Source organism: Streptomyces sp. NPDC102462 (assembly GCF_044765425.1).
Classification (GTDB): Bacteria; Actinomycetota; Actinomycetes; order Streptomycetales; family Streptomycetaceae; genus Streptomyces.
Map to the genome: position 1 here is coordinate 64,505 of NZ_JBIWKB010000028.1, position 16,745 is coordinate 81,249.

Here is a 16,745-nt window from a genome sequence, read left to right on the forward strand (position 1 = left end):
CGCCGTCATGACGCTGACCGGCCGTGAGCAGGAGGGCCAGCGGCCGGTTCCTGCCGTCGCAGGCGAGGTGGATCTTGGTGGTCAGTCCGCCTCGGGACCGGCCGAGGGCGTGATCGTCCGGTTCGTCCAGCCACTCGGTCCCCCTTTTCGGCCGGTGGCCACGGCGTGCTGGTGGGCGCGGACGATGGTGGAGTCGATCTGGACCAGCCAGTCGATGTCGCCGGCCGCGTCCGCCCGGGCCTGGATCTGCTGCAGGGTTCGGGTGAAGACGCCGTCGAGGGCGTAGCGACGGAAGCGGGTGTAGACCGTTTGCCAGGGACCGTAGCGTTCGGAAAGACGGCCCCTAGATGGCGGCCCCGGCTTCGAGGTCGAAGGGGACACCTGTGAGCTGCTCGCTCGCCGCCCACAGCCGCCTGCCCTCCGCGGGGTCGTCGGCGCCTGTGGGGAGCTTGGCGGGCTTGGGGGTGCCGGAGGTCTGGTCCCGTCCGGCGGGGCCGATGAACCGGCCCGACTGGACGTGTGGGCTGGTCGCCGCGTACAGGGAGGGCCAGGCGGCGCCCTCGGCCGAGCCCATGAGCAGGCGTGCGGCGATCGGGGTGATTATGCGGCTCAGAGCGCCGTTGCCGTGCTGCTGCAGACCGGTCATCGCCGACCCCGGGTGGACGACAAGCGCCTCAACGGGGCTGCTTGCAGTGCGGCGCGCGAGTTCGAGGGTGTAGACGATGTTGGCGCGCTTGGACTTGGCGTAGGCGCCCATGGCGCGGTAGCTCTTTTCGCTCATCAGGTCGTCCAGCCTGCCCATCGGCCACCGCGCCGCGATGGCGCTGACGGTGACCACGCGCGGTGCGGACGAGCGGCGCACGGCGGGCCAGACCTGGGCGTCGAAGGCGAAGTGGCCGAGGTGATTGGTGCCGACCGTCATCTCGAGGCCGTCGTGGGTGGTCCGCCGCTCGGGCAGGTTCATCACGCCGGCGTTGTTGAAGAGCAGGTCAACCGTCTCGGTCTCGGCGATGCGGGTGGCCGCGTCGCGGACGGAGGAGAGGTCGGAGAGGTCGAGCACGAGGGTGTCCGTCCGGGCCTCGGGGGTCGCGGCGCGCACAGCCTCCGCTGCCTGGTCCAGCTTGGTCTGGCTGCGGCCGGCCAGGATGACGCGGGCCCCGTGCCGGGCGAGCGCGCGGGCGGTCTCGAGTCCGATCCCGCCGTTCCCGCCGGTGATCAGCGCGGTGCGGTCGGTCTGATCGGGGATGTCGTCGGGGGTCCAGTGGCTCACCGTTGTCACGCTCCTCGGATTCGTTGATTTGTGCTCGGTCATGCGGCGCTCGGCAGGGTCGTGATTCCGAGCTGGAAGAGTTCTCCCAGGCTGCCGCCGCGCCAGATCATGTCGTCCGCCCAGAGCTGGTCGACAACGTCGAGACAGCCCTCGTTGACGACTTCGTCGATGGAGGGCGTCGGTCCTGGTGCGCAGCCCAAGACCTGCCCCCTTTTCAGACCGGTGGTCTGTTTGACTGCAACGCCAACATAGAAGACCACCGGTCTGATGTCAAAAGACCGGCAGTCTGTAACCTGGGGGCATGACGAACTTCCAGCGCGCGCGCAATGAGGAGCAGCGTGAGATGCGGCGCCAGGCCATCCTCGACACCACCGCCGCCATGCTCCAGGAGATGCCCATCGGCGAGATCAGCCTGAACGAGCTGAGCCGCCGCGTCGGGCTGGCGAAGTCCAATGTGCTGCGCTACTTCGAATCGCGTGAGGCGATCCTGCTGGAGCTGCTCGACCGTGCCTGGCGGCAGTGGGTGGCCGACCTGCCTGCCCTTGTGCACGCCGGCATCGAGCAGGACGCTCCGGTGAGCCGGCGCGCGGAGCAGTTCGCCGCCGTCATCGCGGGCTCCCTCGCCCAACGCCGGGTCCTGTGTGACCTGCTGAGCGCACAGGCGGGCGTACTGGAACACAACGTTTCCCCGCAGGTGGCCGCCCGCTATAAGCGCGCGGCCGTGGCCAACGTCGCCGTCATCGCGGCGTTGGCCCACCAGCACCTTCCTGAGCTGGGCAACAGCGCACCGCAGTTGACCGCAGCCATGATCATGGCCGTCGGCGCCGTGTGGACACACGCACGGCCCTCCCCGGCGATGCTCGCCGCCTACGAAGCCGACCCCTCACTCACCGCGTTCAAGCTGGACTTCGTGACTGCCCTGCAGGACATGCTGGCCACGCTCACCGCGGGCACCATCGCCCGCGCCTCCGCCTGAGCCCGTCCAGGCAGTAGCCGCGGGCCGGGCCGCGGTGGCCGGCGCGACCAGATACGACAAGACCGCCACCTCCTACGAAGCAGCGGTCTCTCTCGCCTCGATCCTGCTCTGGGCAAGATCCGTTTGACGACAGGGCCCAGGCGCCCGCGCGGGAAGGGCATGCGGGACCGAGCCGTTCGTTCTCCTTGAGGCACGCGGGCGGCGCGGTGATCCGCCCGCGGTCCGGCCGGTGGTGCCGGTCAGGGGGCGGTCACGGGAAGGCTGCTGCACAGGCGCTGGGTGGTGTAGCTGCGCCAGGTCGGCCGGTCGGCCAGGGTGAGGCCGGGCAGGCGGGTGGCCAGGGTGGTGAGGGCCGTGACCAGTTCCATGCGCGCCAGTTGGGCGCCGATGCACGTGTGGATGCCCTTCCCGAAGGCGATGTGCGGGGCGCCGCCCCGCCGGGGGTCGAAGGTGTCGGGACTCGGGAAGACGGTCTCGTCGCGGTTCATGGCCGCGATCAGGAACCGGATCGGGGTGTGCCGCCGGAGCGTGACACCGCCGATGGTCATCTCGCGCCGGGTGGTGAGGTTGATGGAGTTGATGACGTGCGGGCTGCGGTAGCGCAGCGCCTCCTCGATCCACGCGCTGGTGTGCTCGTGCAGGAGGGGGACCGTCTCCGGGTTCTCGATGAGGGTGAGGACGGCCAGGTCGAGGGCGGCGAGGGCGGAGGTGTAGGACGCCGACCACAGCAGCCAGCACAGCAGGGCGATGTCGTCCGTGTGCAGGTCGCCGGACGCGTCGATCAGGCGGTCGAAACCGGAGCCGGGCATGAAGCGCCGGCGGGCGACGGCCTCCTGCATATAGGTGAACAGGGCGCGGGAGGCGTCGTCGGCGTCCGCGACGTCGGCCGGGGTCTTCTTCGGGTAGATGGCCTGGAAGACGCGGGCCGGAAGGGAGGCGAGCAGGTCGAAGTCGTCGTCGGGTATGCCGAAGACGAGGGCCGACGCGCGCTGGGTGAACGGCAGGGAGAACAGATGGTGCAGGTCGGCCGAGCCGTCCACGGCGAGGGCGGCGGCGAGTTCGTCGGCCAGGTGCTCCGCTTCCTTTCTGAGCCGGACGCCGGACTCCACGAGGAAGCTCCGGTCGAAGGCCGCCGCTCCCGCGCGCCGCAGCTCCGTGTGACGCGGCGGCACGGACTTGATGAGTGTCTGGTTGATGGTGCGCAAGGTGTAGGAGCGGGAGTCGCCTTCCGCCGCCTCCCGGATGTCGGGGTCCTTCAGCAGCCCCGCGTGTTCGTAGCAGGAGACATAGGCGAAGCCGTCCGGGTTCAGATAGACGGGGTGGTTGGCGCGCAGCCAGGCGTAGAAGGGGTAGGGGTCGGCCAGGTTCTCTGGCCGGGCAAGGGTGTCGAAGAGGTCGAAGTCCGGCATGAACGGTCCTTAGCTCTCAGTGCGCGGCTGCGCGACTCAGACGCGCCGCCCGCGATGCGACGGGGCCCGTGTGGAGGAATCCCCACTGCACCACGCGGAGACCGGTCGCAGCAGGGGCTCCGGGCGGGGATGCCGTGCACACCGTGCACGCTCGCGCGCTTGTGAAACGGTTCCGGCAGGACCGTCCCCCACGGCGCCTTCACAGGCTCCCCCACGCGCTTCACAAGCACACAACCGCTCACGGTGTGCACACTCCAGCTCGCCCGGACCCCTGCTGCGACCTGGGCCGGCGTGATGGATTGGGGTGCCCCCCCAGGGACGCACCTCTCGGCCGATGCCGGGCGGTACGTCATGAACCCACGTTGTTGATGCCGGTGTTGTGCCGGCTGCGTCGAAAGCGGGATGTGGCCTGGATGTCTGTACGCGCAGTGATATGCGGCCTGGGAGCGTGCCTGCCGGAGCATGTGGTCACCAATGCGGACCTGGCGGCCCACCTGGACACCAGCGACGAATGGATCCGTACGCGGACGGGCATCCGCCGGCGGCGGATGGTCGAGCCGGGGACGAGCACCGGCGACCTGGCGGTCGCCGCGGGACAGGCGGCCCTGGAATCGGGCGGCGGGGACGCCGACTTCGTGCTGCTGGCCACGACGACACCCGATCGTCCGTGTCCGGCGACGGCACCGGAGGTGGCCCACCGGCTGGGTCTGGACGAGGTGCCGGCGGTGGATGTGGCGGCGGTGTGCTCCGGATTCGTCTACGCCCTGGCCCTCGCCGAGGCCCTGGTGAGAGGCGGAACCTGTGAACGGCCCCTGGTGATCGGTGCGGAGGTGTACACCTCGATCATCAACCCGCAGGACCGCGACACCGCGGTGATCTTCGGTGATGGCGCGGGCGCCGCACTGCTGCGCCGCGGCCGGGGCGGCGAGCCGGGCGCCGTGCGGGCCGTGGATCTGGGCAGTGCCGGGGCGGGCAGTGACCTGATCACGGTGCCCGTGGGCGGCTCGCGCCGCCCCGGACGGGGCGAGGAAGTGCCGCCGGAGCAGCGGTACCTCAGGATGCGGGGGCGCGAGGTGTACCGGCAGGCGGTGCACCGGATGACCGTGTCCGCCCGTACGGTGCTGGACCGCGCCGGCTGGCAGCCCGCGTCGGTGCGGGCCTTCGTCGGCCACCAGGCCAACCAGCGCATCCTGGACTCCGTCTCCGACCGCCTGGGAATCGCCACCCGCTACCGGTACGGGAACATCGCCGAAGTCGGCAACACCGCCGCTGCCTCCATCCCGCTGGCGTTGGCGGACACCGCGGCCGACGGCCGGGTCCGCCCCGGCGCACCCACGGTGCTCACGGCCTTCGGCGGCGGCCTCACCTGGGGATCGGCCGCCGTGACCTGGCCCGATGTGGTGCCGGTGTATCTGCCGCCGAAGACGGCGACCAGCTGCCACGCCCCGCGGCCGGCCGACGCGTCGGTGCCGGCCCAACGGACGGCTCAGCCCTGGCGGCTGCCCGCCAGCATCGAACCGCCCCCGGCTCCCTGAATCCGGCGGACCGCGCGCCCTTGCACACGGACACGACGCGGCGGCCAGTACCGCCAAGACAGCGAACGTCATGCGGGCACGGCCCGTGCCCGCCGCTGCCCCACACCCACTCATCCATCCCGTACGGGGTCGCTCAGCACCCCATGTCCCGAAGAGAGGTCCTGATGACCACGGCAGCCACACTGCGCGCTTCCCTGGAGCAGATGCTCACCGACAAGTTCCAGGTCGACGCGTCCACCATCACCGACACCAGCACGCTCACCGATCTCGGTCTTGACTCGCTCGCCGTGGTGGAACTGATCGACTTCCTGGCCGCCGGCCTGGATCTGCGGCTCCAGGACGACGCCCTGCACCCGGCCATGACTGTCGACGAGGCCGTGGCGGTGCTGCGGCAGGGCAGCGCGACATGACCGGGCCCGGCTCGGACCAGGCCGTGGTGGTCACCGGTGTCGGCCTGGTCAGCGCCGCCGGCATCGGCGTCGACGCCACCTGGAAAGGAGTACTGGCAGGACAGTCCACGGCCCGCACCCACCCGGATCTCACCGGACTCGCCGTGGACTTCGCCTGCGAGGTGCCCGACTTCGATCCCGTGGCGCACCTCGGCGCGAACCTGGCCCGCCGCATGGACCGCCACAGCCACCTGGCCTTCGTCGCCGGGGACGAGGCGCTCCGGATGGCCGGCCTGCGACCGCGGGAGTGGGACGGCGCACGGGTCGGCGTGGTCATCGGCACCGCCTTCGGCGGCGTCAGCACGCTTGAGGACCAGACCCTCCGGCTGGCCCGGGGCGAACCGGTGTCCGCGCACACCGTCCCCATGGTCGCGCCCAACATGCTCGCCGGACAGCTGTCCCTGCACTGGGGGGCACGCGGCCCCAGCTTCGTCGCCTGTACGGCCTGTGCGTCCGGGACCACCGCGATCGGCCTGGGCGCCCAACTGCTGCGCACGGGTGTGTGCGACATCGTCGTGGCCGGCGGCAGCGACGCGCCCGTGAACCGGATCATCACCGCGGCGTTCGCCCGGATGAGCGCGCTGTCGCCGCGCCGTGAGGCACCGGAGCTGGCCTCGCGGCCGTTCGACGCCGCACGCGACGGCTTCGTCCTGGGCGAGGGCGCGGGGGTCCTCGTGCTGGAGCGCGCCGGGCATGCCGCCGCGCGCGGAGCGAGGCCGCTGGCCCGGATCGCCGGCTACGGCGCCTCCGCCGACGCCCATCACGTCGCCGCCCCCCATCCCGAGGGCAGCGGCCTTGAGCAGGCGATGCGGACTGCGCTTGACGAGGCCGGCGCCACGGTGGCGGACGTCGATCACATCAACGCCCACGCCACCAGCACGCCCAAGGGCGATCTGGTGGAGGCCGCACTGCTCGCCCGTCTCTTCGGGGACCGGGCGTCCGTCACCTCGACCAAGGGGGCGCTCGGGCACACCATGGGCGCGGCCGGGGCGATCGAGGCGGCCCTGACGGTGCTCGCCATCTCCGAGCGGACCGTGCCGCCGACGGCCAACCTGGAACACCTCGATCCGCGGATCGAACTGGACGTCGTCTCCGGTCGGTCCCGGCCCCAGCCCATCGCACTGGCGCTCAGCAATTCCAGCGGATTCGGCGGCCAGAACGCCGTCCTGGCCCTCTCCCCCTGCTGACGGGTGCCCACCCCTCAGGCGCGGGAGCTGAAAGGAGGAAGCATGACCACGCTGGCTGAGCAGGACGCCGCACGCCCCGCGGCCACGGCCCCGTCCTGGGGCCTGGCCCGCCACACGCGCACCGCGGACCCCGAGGTGAGTTCCCGCCGCGCCCGCGACCAGATCGCCTGGCTGCGCGACTACGGGTCGCGGCGTGTCAACTCGTTCCTCATCGACGAACGGCGGTGCATCCCCCCGCACATCGTGCAGGACTTCGGCATCAACGGCCTGTTCGGGCCGCTCATCGAGGAGGAGTACGCAGGCACCGCGCTGCGCTTTCGCGACATGTTCCGGGTGTTCGAGCAGCTGATGGCGATCGACACCGGTCTGGGCACCTGGATGACCACCTCGCTGTTCCCGGGCACCCGGTCGCTGTCGGTGTGGGCCACGGACGAGGTCAAACAGGAGTGGCTGCCCCTGCTGGCCACCGGCCGCACCCTGGCTGCCTACGCGCAGACCGAACCGGGCGCCGGAAGCGACTTCTCGCAGCTGTCCACGACGGCCCGTCCGGGGCCCGGCGGCGGCGGCTGGCTGCTGAACGGCGACAAACACTGGATCGGCAACGGCACCTGGGCGGGCATCTCCACCGTGCTCGCCCGGACACAGACCCGGCACACCGCTCGGTCCTCGCTGATCGCGCTGGCCGTGCCCACCGCCGACCGGGGTGTCTTCCCCGGCGAGGAACACGCGTCGTTCGGGCAGCGCGGCATGGTGCAGAGCAGGATGCGCTTCACCGACGTGGAAGTGCCCGACCGTCACGTCCTCGCGGACGGCGACGGCCGTGGCGTCGCCATGGACTCGATGTGTGCCTCACGCCTGGCCCTGTCCGCGTTCGCCCTCGGCGCGCTGAAACGGATCGCGCAGCTCTCACTGCGTTTCGCCGGCCGCCGGACGACCTCGGGGATGACACTCAAGGACCGTGCCGTGACCCGTGGTTGGCTCGCCGACACCGTCGCCCGCACCGACATCCTGGAAGCGCTGGTGTACGACCTGGCCGACCGGCTCGACGCCGGGCAGACCGTCGGTCTCGAACCCCTCATCGCCGCCAAGGTCCTGGGTGGCGAATGGGCGGTCCAGGCGGCCGACCGGCTGATGCAGTTGCTCGGGGGACGCGGCTACGACGAGGCGAACACGGCCGCGCGCATGTACCGGGACCTTCGCGTGTACCGGATCTTCGAGGGGCCCACCGAGGCGCTGTGCGACTTCCTGGGCCGGCGGGCCCTGCGGCAGACCGGCCAGGTCACCGCCATGCTCCGCGACCACAGCGGAGCGCAGCTCACGCGGCGCTTCGAGGACGCCCTCGCGAACCGGCCGACCGGCCGGGACGGCGCACCGGACGCCGCGCACGCCGGGGTGGCCACGGCCCTCATGTGGACCCTGGCCGCGGGCGCCCTGCGCCACCGCACACCGGACCTGCCGCACGCCCGGCACGTCGCCGAACTCGGGTTGCGGCGCGCCCTGGACGCCGTACGCACCGGCGACGGCCTCCCGGCGACCGCCCCGGACGATGTGCTGGAGCAGGCCGTGGACCGGTACGCCGAGGACATCGGCGATGTCGTACAGGAACTGCCCGGGATGCGCACCGACCCGGACCCGCTCCTGCTGCCGCCCCGCTGACACGGTGCACCGCTCACCCACGTGAAGAGGAGGACACACATGGCCCCATCCACGGCCCGGCGGCCGGCGCTCTCGTCGAGGGCCGCGGTGTTGCAGGGCAGCAGTCTCGGGGAGCTTCTTCTGCTCGCACGGGAACGCGGCGCCATCGACCTGGCCCTGGGCACACCCGGCTATCCCGAACCGTCCGCCGACCTCATCGAGGCCGCCGTGGACGCGATGCGGTCCGGACGCAACCAGTACGACCACCCGTCGGGCGACCTGCCGCTGCGGCAGCGGATCGCCGAGACGCTGGTGCCCGGGACCGATCCGCGCACCGAGCTGACCGTCACCGTCGGCGCGACCGAGGCGCTGTGCGTCGCGCTGCTCGCCACCGTCGATCCCGGCGACGAAGTCGTCCTGTTCGACCCGGGGTACGAGCAGTTCAGGGCCGCGCTCGCGGTCGCCGGTGCGGTGCCGCGCTTCGTGCCCCTGCACCCGCCCGGCTGGCGCTACGACCCGGCCGACCTGGCGGCCGCCTTCGGCCCCCGTACCCGTGCCGTCCTGCTGAACTCACCCGCCAACCCCACCGGACGCGTCCTGGAGCGCACGGAACTCGACGAGATCGCCGCGCTGTGCGAACGCTGGGACGCCACCGTCATCTGCGACGAGGTGTACGGCACCTTCGTCTACGACGGCCGGCCCCGGCTGTCCGTCACCCACGTGCCGCAACTCGCCGGGCGCAGCATCGTCGTCGGTTCCCTCTCCAAGAGCCACGCCGTCAGCGGCTGGCGGCTCGGCTTCCTGCGCGCCGACGCGGCCCGCACCGAGACGCTGCGGCGGGTGCACGAGGTGACCACGAACGGCGCGGCCACACCGCTCCAGGTGGCGGTGGGCACGGCCGCGCTCTCCATGGACCTGCGCACCGCCGCCCGGGAGATGGGCCGGCGCCGGGACCTGGTCCAGGACATCTTCTCCCGCAAGGGCATGAAGTTCGCGCCCGCCGAGGGCGGGTGCTTTGTGTTCGCGGACGTCGGCCCGCTCACCGCAGGGCGGTACGACAGCCACCGGTTCGTCCTCGAACTCCTCGACGAGGCCGGGGTGTTGCTGGCGCCCGGCCCGGCCTTCTTCGCCGATCCCGCCCGCGGCGAACAGTACGTACGCATCGCGTTCAACCGGCAGACCGACCTGCTGCACGACGTCGGACGCCGGGTCCTGGGCGGCTGACACCGACGAGCAAGGAGACGATCCGCATGACGACGCCACGCACGGACACCCCGTTGGGGCCGCTTCCGGACTTCATCACCGACGGCACCGATGGCACTGATGACATCGTGCGCTTCGTCACACCCGTCGGCGACACGATGTGGCTGGTACGCGGCTACGCGCTGGGACGCGCGGTGCTGACCGACAAGAGGTTCAGCCGGGCGCGCGCGGCGCTGCCCGGCGGGCCGAAGTTCAACGACGCGGAGCCGGCCGCGGACTCCATGATGAGCATGGACGGCGACCGGCACGCCAGGCTGCGCCGCATCGTCAGCGGCGCCTTCTCCACCGGCCGGATCGCCGCGATGGCATCCGACGTGGAACGGCTCACCGACCAGTACCTCGACGAGATCGCCGCGCACGGCCCCGGAGCCGACCTCGTCGCGCAGCTCGCCGCGCCGCTGCCGCTGGCCGTGCTGTGCTCACTGCTCGGCGTACCGCCCGAGGACAGCGCGCGCTTCCGCGACCGGGTCGAGGTCCTTTTCGACATCACCGACGACAGCCCCCAGGACAAGGCGCGCCGGCGCACCGCGCTCGCCACCTATATGAAGGACCTCGTCGACCGAAAGCGCAGGCAGCCCCAGGACGACCTGCTCACCGCGCTGATCGGCGCGCACGACCGGGGCGCCCTCACCACGAACGAACTGATCACCATGGGGCTCACCCTGCTCATGGCCGGCTATGAGACCACCGTCGGGCAGCTCGGTCTTTCGGTGCTGTCGCTGCTCACCGACCACGACGTGTACCGGGAACTCGTCGCACGCCCCGAGCGGATCGCGCCCGCCGTCGAGGAGTTGTTGCGGCTGAACCCCGCCACACCGCTGACGTTCCCGCGGGTCGCCGTTCAGCCGGTGCGGCTCGGCAACGTCACCGTCCAGGCCGGTGAGGCCGTCATGGTCGCCCCGCTGCACGGCAACCGCGACGCCACGGTGTTCGCCGAACCGGAGACCCTGCGCCTGACCGGACATGACACCGCGCACCTGACCTTCGGTCACGGCGTGCACCGCTGTCTGGGCGCTCCCCTGGCCCGGCTCCAGGTCCGCATCGTCCTCGAACATCTGCTGCGGCGTTTCCCGACGCTGCGGCTCGCCGCCGTCGAGGAGCCGGTCACCTGGAAGGAGGGAATGGCCGTCCGCGGGCTGTCACGGCTCCTCGTCGACTGGTAGCCGGCCCCGTTTCCGCATCGATCCGTTCCACCGCTTTCCACCACCCATGACGGGATACCGAGGACATGACCGAGCGCACCATCGCACCCGCCCCTGTCGCGGAGCCCCGCACCGCCTGCCCGTCGGCGCCACAGGACGGCACGCCTCGCTGGCTGCGGACCTACCACCGCAGGGAACGCCCCCGCGTCCGCCTGGCGTGCTTCCCGCACGCCGGTGGCGCCGCCACCGCGTTCAGCAGACTGTCCGCCGCGCTGCCCGACGACATCGAACTGCTCGCGGTGCAGTACCCCGGCCGGCAGGACCGTGACGGCGAACCCTGCGCCGAGGACATCGCCACGCTCGCCCGCGGAGCGGCCGCCGCCCTGACCCCGTACACCGGTCTCCCGTTGTTCCTGCTCGGCCACAGCCTGGGGGCGATCGCGGCCTTCGAGACGGCCCGGCTGCTTCAGGAGCGGGACGGCGTGGCGGGGCTGTTCGTGTCCGCCGCCCGGCCGCCCGCGCAGGACTGGCAGGAGCCCGACCTCGACGCCCTGGACGACAACGCCGTGGTGGCCGGGCTGCGGCGCCTCGGCGGCGTGTCCGACGTACTGCTGCGCAATCCGCGCTCCCGCCGCGAGGTGCTGCGCCTGCTGCGCGCCGACCACAACGTGCTGCGCGGCTACCACTGCGACCCGCACACCACGCTCACGGTTCCCGTCACCGTGCTGCTCGGGGAGGAGGATCCGAAGAACACGCTGGAGCAGGTCCGGGAGTGGGGCCGGCACACCACCGCGGGGCACACCGTGGAGGTCCACGCGGGCGGGCACTTCGCGCTGACCGAACGCACCGGCGGCATCGCCCCGTTGCTCGTCCGGCACATCCACGAGGGCCTGGCCCTGGGGCCCGCGGAGCCGCCGGCCGGCCTGGTCCGCGACATCTACCTCGCCGGTGCGGACGGTCGCGCCTCCCGGCCGCCCACCGATCTCACGACGCTCCAGGACGCGGCCCGCACGGTCATGACACCCACCGCGTACGGCTACGTCGCGGGCGACGCGGGCGCCGGTGCCACCCTGCGCGCCAACCGTGAGGCGTTCGACCGGTGGCGCATCGTGCCGCGGATGCTGCGCGGCGTCACGCACCGCGATCTGACGGTGTCCCTGCTCGGTCACCGCCTGTCCGCGCCGGTGCTGCTGGCGCCGGTCGCCGCGCAGAGCATCGTGCATCCCGGGGGCGAACTCGCGGCGGTGCGCGGCGCCACCGACACAGGGGTGTCCTTCGTCCTGTCGTCGTTCTCCAGCCACAGCATGGAGCAGGTCGCGTCGGCCGCGGGCGATCAGCCTCGGTGGTTCCAGCTGTACTGGCCGTCGCAGCCCGAGGTGGCCGAGTCCCTGGTGCGCCGCGCCGAAGCCGGCGGGTACTCCGCTCTGGTCCTCACCGTCGACAGCCCCCACTTCGGCTACCGGCCCGCGGACCTGGACCACGGCTATCTGCCGTTCCTGCACGGCGCCGGGCTCGCCAACTTCACCACCGACCCGGCCTTCCGTGCGGCTCTGCCCCCGGACGCCGACGCGGCGGCGGTACGGGCCCACTGGGCGGCCATCTCCACCAACCCGGGCCTCACCTGGGACGGGCTTGCCTGGCTGCGCGAGCTGACGGCGCTGCCGATCCTGCTCAAGGGCATCCTGCATCCCGACGACGCGCGGCTGGCCCTCGCCCACGGCATGGACGGTGTGATCGTCTCCAACCACGGCGGGCGCCAGATCGACGGCACCATGGCCGCGCTGGACTGTCTGCCGGCCGTCCGTGCGGCCGTCGGGCCCACCGTCCCGGTGCTGATGGACTCCGGCGTGCGCACCGGAAGCGACGTACTCAAGGCGCTGGCCCTCGGCGCGGACGCCGTGCTGCTCGGCCGCCCCTACCAGTACGGCCTCGCACTGGGCGGACGCAGCGGGGTACGGCACGTACTGCGCTGCCTGCTGGCCGAGTTCGACCTGGCCCTGGCCCTGACCGGCTGCACCACCGTCGCTGACCTCAACGAGAACACACTGGCACCATCGGGCCCCCTCCCCGCAGGGGGCTGAGGTGTGCCGTGCCTACGTCGGTGGGCGGACGGGGGTGGGGTCGATCAGCCAGGCGACGAGGGTGCGCCAGCGATCGGGCTGGGCGGTGTCCCGTGGGCCGACCAGATAGATCTCCTCGACGACGTCCTGGGAGCGCAGGTCGTTGTGTGCGGCGAAGGAGCCGACGGCGCTGTAGGTGAGGTCGAGGTCGTCGTGCGGACCGATGTGGGTGGCGACGGCGGCGGTCCGTTCGGGCAGCCGTAGCTCTTTCACGGTGACCGGTGCGCCCGGAGGCAGCGGCGTCTCGGCGGGGAGGTAGACGGTGGCCCGGCCGTGGCCCTCGGTGAACAGCTCGTGCGCGTAGCGGCCACCCGGCGGGAGCACGGGGCGCCGGCCGGCTGCCGCGTCCAGGTCGCGCATCGCGGCGTCGTACCAGCTCAGATCGCTCTTCCGCGGGACGTCGAGAGCGACGGCGAGGACGCGCTGGGGCGGCAGGACCTCCAGGCTCACCGTCCGCTCGGCCCGCGGGTCGAGGAGTTCCCGCAGGGCCTCGACCGCGCGCTGGGTGCGGCCGAGCCGGTCTTCGAGCCGGCGCAGATGGGCGGCGACGATCCGTTGCGCCGCATCACGGTCCGTGCCGTCCCCGCCTGCGGCCTCCGCCTTGAGGAAGAGCCGGAGATCCGCCAGGGGGAGGTCCAGCTCGCGCAGCCGCCTGATGGTCAGCGCCGGCCGGACCTGTGCGGGTGTGTAGTAGCGGTAGCCCGTGGCCGGGTCCACCTCTTGGGGGATGAGGAGATCCTGTTCGTGGTAGCGGCGCAGCGCACGGATGCTCAGATGGGTGATCCGGGAGAACTCCCCGATCGTCCAGCGCTCTGCCATGACGCCCTCCTCGTCCTGCGCGTCCGGACCGGCTCGGGTCCGGGGTTCAGGGTGCGATGTCCAGCCGGGTGATCTTCCCCTGCGCGTCGCGCTCGAAGGTGAAGCGGAGGGTGACCGGGCTGCCGGGGAAGTCGCCGGAGACCTCTGCGACAGCTTGACACGCGGCGGCCGTGCCGGTGACCTCGTGGAGGTCGTAACGGACCGGCGGGACCGCGGTGCGCCACTGCCGCACCGCCGCGAGCCCCCGGTGGCTTCGTCCGTCGTCGTGTACGACGACGTCGTCGCCGAAGAGCGCGAAGCAGCGCTCGCGGTCCGTGTCGGTCGCCGCCGCGAAGTACTCCTCGGCGAACCGCTGGATGTTCTGCATGATCTTGTCCTGTGTCGTCGTGGGGAGCGGGCTCAAAGGGTGCGGACGGTGCCGCCGTCGATGACGTACTCGGCGCCGGTGATCGCGCTCGCCCGGTCCGAGGCCAGGAAGGCGATCAGCTCGGCGACCTCTTCCGGCTCGGCGGGCCTGCCCAGCGGAATGCCCCCGAGCACCTGCATCAGGTCATCCAGCGCGGCCTGCCGGGTGATGCCACCCTCGCTCATCCGGCGTGCCAGCAGATGCTCGGCGCCGTCCGTGCGGATGAAGCCGGGGGCGACCGAATTGACCCGGACCCCGGCAGGCGCCAGCTCGTTCGCGAGCCCCTTGCTGTAGGTGGCCAGGGCGCTCTTGGCCGCCGCGTACGCCAGTGTCGAGTCGTGCAGCGGCATACGGCGCTGGATCGAGGTCACGTGCACGACGGCGCCCGACCCGCGGGCCGCCATGTCGGGGACCAGCGCCCGGTCCAGCCGGACCGCCGGGAGCAGGTTGAGCGCAAGCTCCTCCTGCCACCGCTGGTCGTCGAGGGCCGCGTATCCGCCGGCGGGAGCGCGGGAGCCGCCCACGACATGCACCAGGATGTCCGGTACGCCGCACCGCTCGGCCACCGCCGCGGCCGCGGCCGTGACCCCCTCGGGGGTGCTGAGGTCGGCCGGCACGAAAAGGGGGTCGGCCGTCTTCGACGCCGTACGGGCCACGGTGACGACCCGCGCCCCTGCGTCCCGGAGCCGGTGTGCCGTCGCCAGCCCCAGCCCCTTGCTGCCGCCCGCCACCACGGCAAGCCGTCCATCGAGATCATCGCTGCTCATGACCGCGACCCTGAACCCTCCCACGGGGAGAGAGTCAAGCCAGGACCGGGCCCACAGGGTGATGAGCGGCGTCACCCTGTGCGTGCGGGCCGGCCGGCTTCCGCGGGCCGGCGGCTCCCGGCCGATCTCATCGGCGTGGTTCCCAACGAAAGAGGCGAGACGCCAGCCCAACGGCAACGACGACCCAGCTCAGTGTGGGGACCAGCAGGATCAGGGAGTCCGCGACGGGTACGTTGCCCTCCCAGGCGTTGACGACCAGTTCGGTGGCGGCGCCACCGGGAAGCAGCCGCTTGAGCAGGGCGAGGTCTTCGGTTCCGGTGATGCCTACCCAGCTGGCAACCGCGATCACCGTCAGGCTGATGGGCAGCGTGGTCACCTGAGCATGCTCCGGCGAGTTCGTGAGTCCCGCCGTGGCGAGTGCCAGGCCCACCATCATGGCCAGCGTGGCCAGGACCGCAGCGGCGAGGAGCGGGATCTGGGCCGGTTCGGTGGCGACCGCGCCCAGCACGATCAGGATCGTGGCCACCTGGACCAGCGCGATGACCGTGACCGGCAGGAGCAGCCCGGTGAGGATGCCGGCATCGCCGGCGGCGGTGGAGCGCAGCCGTTTGAGGAAGAGGTTCTGCCGACGCGAGGCCAGCGTGGTCACGGCCGTGGTGTAGAGCCCGAAGGCCATCACGGTGAACATCACGATCGCCGCGATGTAGCCGAGGCCGGCCAGATCCTCGAAGATCTCGTGCCGGTAGACGAACAACGCGCTGACGGCGACCGGCACGATGAGGCCGGTGACCAGAACCAGCCGGTTCCGGAAGATCTGGATCAGCTCACTGCGAGCGATCATGAGCATGGGGTCGGGTCCCTTCGCGGCGAATCGTGGGTGGGTTCAGCCGCCGGTGATGGCGCGGAAGACATCGTCGAGGCGGGTCGGACCGGCCTGCAGTTCCCGGAAGTCCACCCCGGCGTCGTGAGCCCAGCCCAGCAGCCGGTAGAGGTCCTCCTGCAGGCTGAAGGTCTCCACGCGAAAGGCCCCGTCCACGTGCACAGCTCCCGTCGGCGGCTCGGGAGCACCGGCCGGGAGAGCGAAGGTGATCACCGACGGCAGGGTATGCGTCAGCTCCACGACGGTCCCCTCACGGTGGAAGGTCCCCTGGTGCATGAGCCCGATACGATCGGCCCGTTGCTGCGCCTCCTCCAGGTAGTGAGTGGTGAGCACCACCGTGGATCCCTCGTCGCGCAGCCTGTCCACGGCGGCCCAGAGCGCGTCGCGGGACTGGATGTCCAGGCCGGTCGTCGGCTCGTCCAAGATGACCAGCTCGGGCCCGCCGTACACGGCGGTGGCGAAGTCCAGACGGCGTTTCTCACCGCCGGAGAGCTGCGACACCTTGGTGCTCGCCTTGCGGCTCAGACCCACGACGCCCAGAACGCGGTCGACGTCGTCACGCCGCCGGGTCAGCGTGCCGATCAGATGGACCGACTCCTTCACTGTGAGATCCGGAGAGAAGCCGCTCTCCTGCAGCATGATGCCCATCCGCGAGCGCACAGCAGCGCGGTCGCGCGGGCCTCGTCCCAGGACGCGGACGGTGCCCGACTCGGCTGACCGGTGTCCCTCGATGACCTCGAGGGTCGAGGTCTTGCCTGCGCCGTTCGTGCCGAGCAAGGCGTAGAACTCGCCACGCCGCACCTGGAACGACAGATCCTTCACGGCATGGAAATCGCCGTAGCGGACGTTGAGCTTCTCGACCTCGATGACTGCTGCGGTGGACATGC

Annotated in this window: 17 protein-coding genes; 8 read left to right on the forward strand and 9 right to left on the reverse strand. The window is 71.6% G+C overall.

Annotation, left to right across the window (positions count from 1 at the left end; genetic code table 11):
• Positions 1-81 precede the first annotated feature (81 nt).
• From ACIRFL_RS23875 to ACIRFL_RS23885, 3 genes are read right to left on the reverse strand one after another with little or no spacing between them, the layout of a single operon-like run.
• Positions 82-381 (reverse strand): hypothetical protein, encoded by a 300-nt coding sequence (locus tag ACIRFL_RS23875; protein WP_404031749.1) that lies wholly within the window; start codon positions 379-381, stop codon positions 82-84.
• Positions 344-1,270: an oxidoreductase gene (locus ACIRFL_RS23880; protein WP_404031752.1), complete on the reverse strand. Its 927-nt coding sequence runs from the start codon at positions 1,268-1,270 to the stop codon at positions 344-346. Before ACIRFL_RS23880 ends, ACIRFL_RS23875 begins: the two co-directional genes overlap by 38 nt.
• Positions 1,271-1,308: 38 nt before the next feature.
• Positions 1,309-1,530: a hypothetical protein gene (locus tag ACIRFL_RS23885; RefSeq protein ID WP_404031755.1), complete on the reverse strand. Its 222-nt coding sequence runs from the start codon at positions 1,528-1,530 to the stop codon at positions 1,309-1,311.
• A gap of 41 nt (positions 1,531-1,571) precedes the next feature.
• Between ACIRFL_RS23885 and ACIRFL_RS23890 the strand changes: the two genes are divergently transcribed.
• Positions 1,572-2,246, forward strand: a complete 675-nt coding sequence (locus ACIRFL_RS23890) for a TetR family transcriptional regulator (protein WP_404031758.1) — start codon at positions 1,572-1,574, stop codon at positions 2,244-2,246.
• Positions 2,247-2,485: 239 nt separating this feature from the next.
• Here the strand turns inward: ACIRFL_RS23890 and ACIRFL_RS23895 are convergent, their stop codons facing one another.
• Positions 2,486-3,655 (reverse strand): cytochrome P450, encoded by a 1,170-nt coding sequence (locus ACIRFL_RS23895; protein WP_404031761.1) that lies wholly within the window; start codon positions 3,653-3,655, stop codon positions 2,486-2,488.
• 413 nt (positions 3,656-4,068) lie between these two features.
• Here ACIRFL_RS23895 and ACIRFL_RS23900 point away from each other — a divergent pair, with 413 nt between their 5' ends.
• The 7 genes from ACIRFL_RS23900 (at position 4,069) to ACIRFL_RS23930 (ending at position 12,947) form a co-directional block, all read left to right on the forward strand.
• Positions 4,069-5,190: a beta-ketoacyl-ACP synthase III gene (locus ACIRFL_RS23900; protein ID WP_404031764.1), complete on the forward strand. Its 1,122-nt coding sequence runs from the start codon at positions 4,069-4,071 to the stop codon at positions 5,188-5,190.
• A gap of 164 nt (positions 5,191-5,354) precedes the next feature.
• The gene (locus ACIRFL_RS23905; protein ID WP_404031767.1) at positions 5,355-5,600 is read left to right on the forward strand and encodes an acyl carrier protein; all 246 of its coding nucleotides are present in this window, start codon (positions 5,355-5,357) and stop codon (positions 5,598-5,600) included.
• Positions 5,597-6,826 carry a beta-ketoacyl-[acyl-carrier-protein] synthase family protein gene (locus tag ACIRFL_RS23910; protein WP_404031770.1) on the forward strand — a complete coding sequence of 410 codons (1,230 nt, stop codon included), beginning with the start codon at positions 5,597-5,599 and terminating at the stop codon, positions 6,824-6,826. Before ACIRFL_RS23905 ends, ACIRFL_RS23910 begins: the two co-directional genes overlap by 4 nt.
• 42 nt (positions 6,827-6,868) lie before the next feature.
• Positions 6,869-8,482, forward strand: a complete 1,614-nt coding sequence (locus tag ACIRFL_RS23915) for an acyl-CoA dehydrogenase family protein (RefSeq protein WP_404031773.1) — start codon at positions 6,869-6,871, stop codon at positions 8,480-8,482.
• A 39-nt stretch (positions 8,483-8,521) separates the two neighbouring features.
• A complete protein-coding gene (locus tag ACIRFL_RS23920) occupies positions 8,522-9,685 on the forward strand; it encodes a pyridoxal phosphate-dependent aminotransferase (protein ID WP_404031776.1) in 1,164 nt (387 codons plus the stop codon).
• 26 nt (positions 9,686-9,711) lie between these two features.
• Entirely contained in the window at positions 9,712-10,887 is a 1,176-nt protein-coding gene (locus ACIRFL_RS23925; protein WP_404031778.1) for a cytochrome P450, read from the forward strand.
• Positions 10,888-10,952: 65 nt separating this feature from the next.
• A complete protein-coding gene (locus ACIRFL_RS23930; protein WP_404031781.1) occupies positions 10,953-12,947 on the forward strand; it encodes an alpha-hydroxy-acid oxidizing protein in 1,995 nt (664 codons plus the stop codon).
• A 12-nt stretch (positions 12,948-12,959) separates the two neighbouring features.
• On the opposite strand, the gene ACIRFL_RS23935 is transcribed toward ACIRFL_RS23930, so the two are convergent.
• From ACIRFL_RS23935 to ACIRFL_RS23955, 5 genes are all read right to left on the reverse strand, one after another.
• Positions 12,960-13,805, reverse strand: a complete 846-nt coding sequence (locus tag ACIRFL_RS23935) for a MerR family transcriptional regulator (protein ID WP_404031784.1) — start codon at positions 13,803-13,805, stop codon at positions 12,960-12,962.
• A 46-nt stretch (positions 13,806-13,851) separates the two neighbouring features.
• On the reverse strand, positions 13,852-14,172 hold the full coding sequence (locus ACIRFL_RS23940) for a nuclear transport factor 2 family protein (RefSeq protein ID WP_404031787.1): 321 nt from the start codon (positions 14,170-14,172) through the stop codon (positions 13,852-13,854).
• Between the two features lie 32 nt (positions 14,173-14,204).
• Positions 14,205-14,978: an SDR family oxidoreductase gene (locus ACIRFL_RS23945; protein ID WP_404031790.1), complete on the reverse strand. Its 774-nt coding sequence runs from the start codon at positions 14,976-14,978 to the stop codon at positions 14,205-14,207.
• A 127-nt stretch (positions 14,979-15,105) separates the two neighbouring features.
• Positions 15,106-15,819 carry an ABC transporter permease gene (locus tag ACIRFL_RS23950; protein ID WP_404031793.1) on the reverse strand — a complete coding sequence of 238 codons (714 nt, stop codon included), beginning with the start codon at positions 15,817-15,819 and terminating at the stop codon, positions 15,106-15,108.
• Positions 15,820-15,861: 42 nt separating this feature from the next.
• Positions 15,862-16,743: an ABC transporter ATP-binding protein gene (locus tag ACIRFL_RS23955; protein WP_404031795.1), complete on the reverse strand. Its 882-nt coding sequence runs from the start codon at positions 16,741-16,743 to the stop codon at positions 15,862-15,864.
• Positions 16,744-16,745: the final 2 nt, after the last annotated feature.

What these genes read in the sequence shown, in the direction of transcription:
- ACIRFL_RS23955 (WP_404031795.1), bottom strand. Translation starts at nt 16,743, where the DNA reads ATGTCCACCGCAGCAGTCATCGAGGTCGAGAAGCTCAACGTCCGCTAC.
- ACIRFL_RS23940 (WP_404031787.1), bottom strand. Translation starts at nt 14,172, where the DNA reads ATGCAGAACATCCAGCGGTTCGCCGAGGAGTACTTCGCGGCGGCGACC.
- ACIRFL_RS23890 (WP_404031758.1), top strand. Translation starts at nt 1,572, where the DNA reads ATGACGAACTTCCAGCGCGCGCGCAATGAGGAGCAGCGTGAGATGCGG.
- ACIRFL_RS23930 (WP_404031781.1), top strand. Translation starts at nt 10,953, where the DNA reads ATGACCGAGCGCACCATCGCACCCGCCCCTGTCGCGGAGCCCCGCACC.
- ACIRFL_RS23925 (WP_404031778.1), top strand. Translation starts at nt 9,712, where the DNA reads ATGACGACGCCACGCACGGACACCCCGTTGGGGCCGCTTCCGGACTTC.
- ACIRFL_RS23935 (WP_404031784.1), bottom strand. Translation starts at nt 13,805, where the DNA reads ATGGCAGAGCGCTGGACGATCGGGGAGTTCTCCCGGATCACCCATCTG.
- ACIRFL_RS23900 (WP_404031764.1), top strand. Translation starts at nt 4,069, where the DNA reads ATGTCTGTACGCGCAGTGATATGCGGCCTGGGAGCGTGCCTGCCGGAG.
- ACIRFL_RS23905 (WP_404031767.1), top strand. Translation starts at nt 5,355, where the DNA reads ATGACCACGGCAGCCACACTGCGCGCTTCCCTGGAGCAGATGCTCACC.
- ACIRFL_RS23920 (WP_404031776.1), top strand. Translation starts at nt 8,522, where the DNA reads ATGGCCCCATCCACGGCCCGGCGGCCGGCGCTCTCGTCGAGGGCCGCG.
- ACIRFL_RS23950 (WP_404031793.1), bottom strand. Translation starts at nt 15,819, where the DNA reads ATGATCGCTCGCAGTGAGCTGATCCAGATCTTCCGGAACCGGCTGGTT.
- ACIRFL_RS23915 (WP_404031773.1), top strand. Translation starts at nt 6,869, where the DNA reads ATGACCACGCTGGCTGAGCAGGACGCCGCACGCCCCGCGGCCACGGCC.
- ACIRFL_RS23910 (WP_404031770.1), top strand. Translation starts at nt 5,597, where the DNA reads ATGACCGGGCCCGGCTCGGACCAGGCCGTGGTGGTCACCGGTGTCGGC.
- ACIRFL_RS23895 (WP_404031761.1), bottom strand. Translation starts at nt 3,655, where the DNA reads ATGCCGGACTTCGACCTCTTCGACACCCTTGCCCGGCCAGAGAACCTG.
- ACIRFL_RS23945 (WP_404031790.1), bottom strand. Translation starts at nt 14,978, where the DNA reads ATGAGCAGCGATGATCTCGATGGACGGCTTGCCGTGGTGGCGGGCGGC.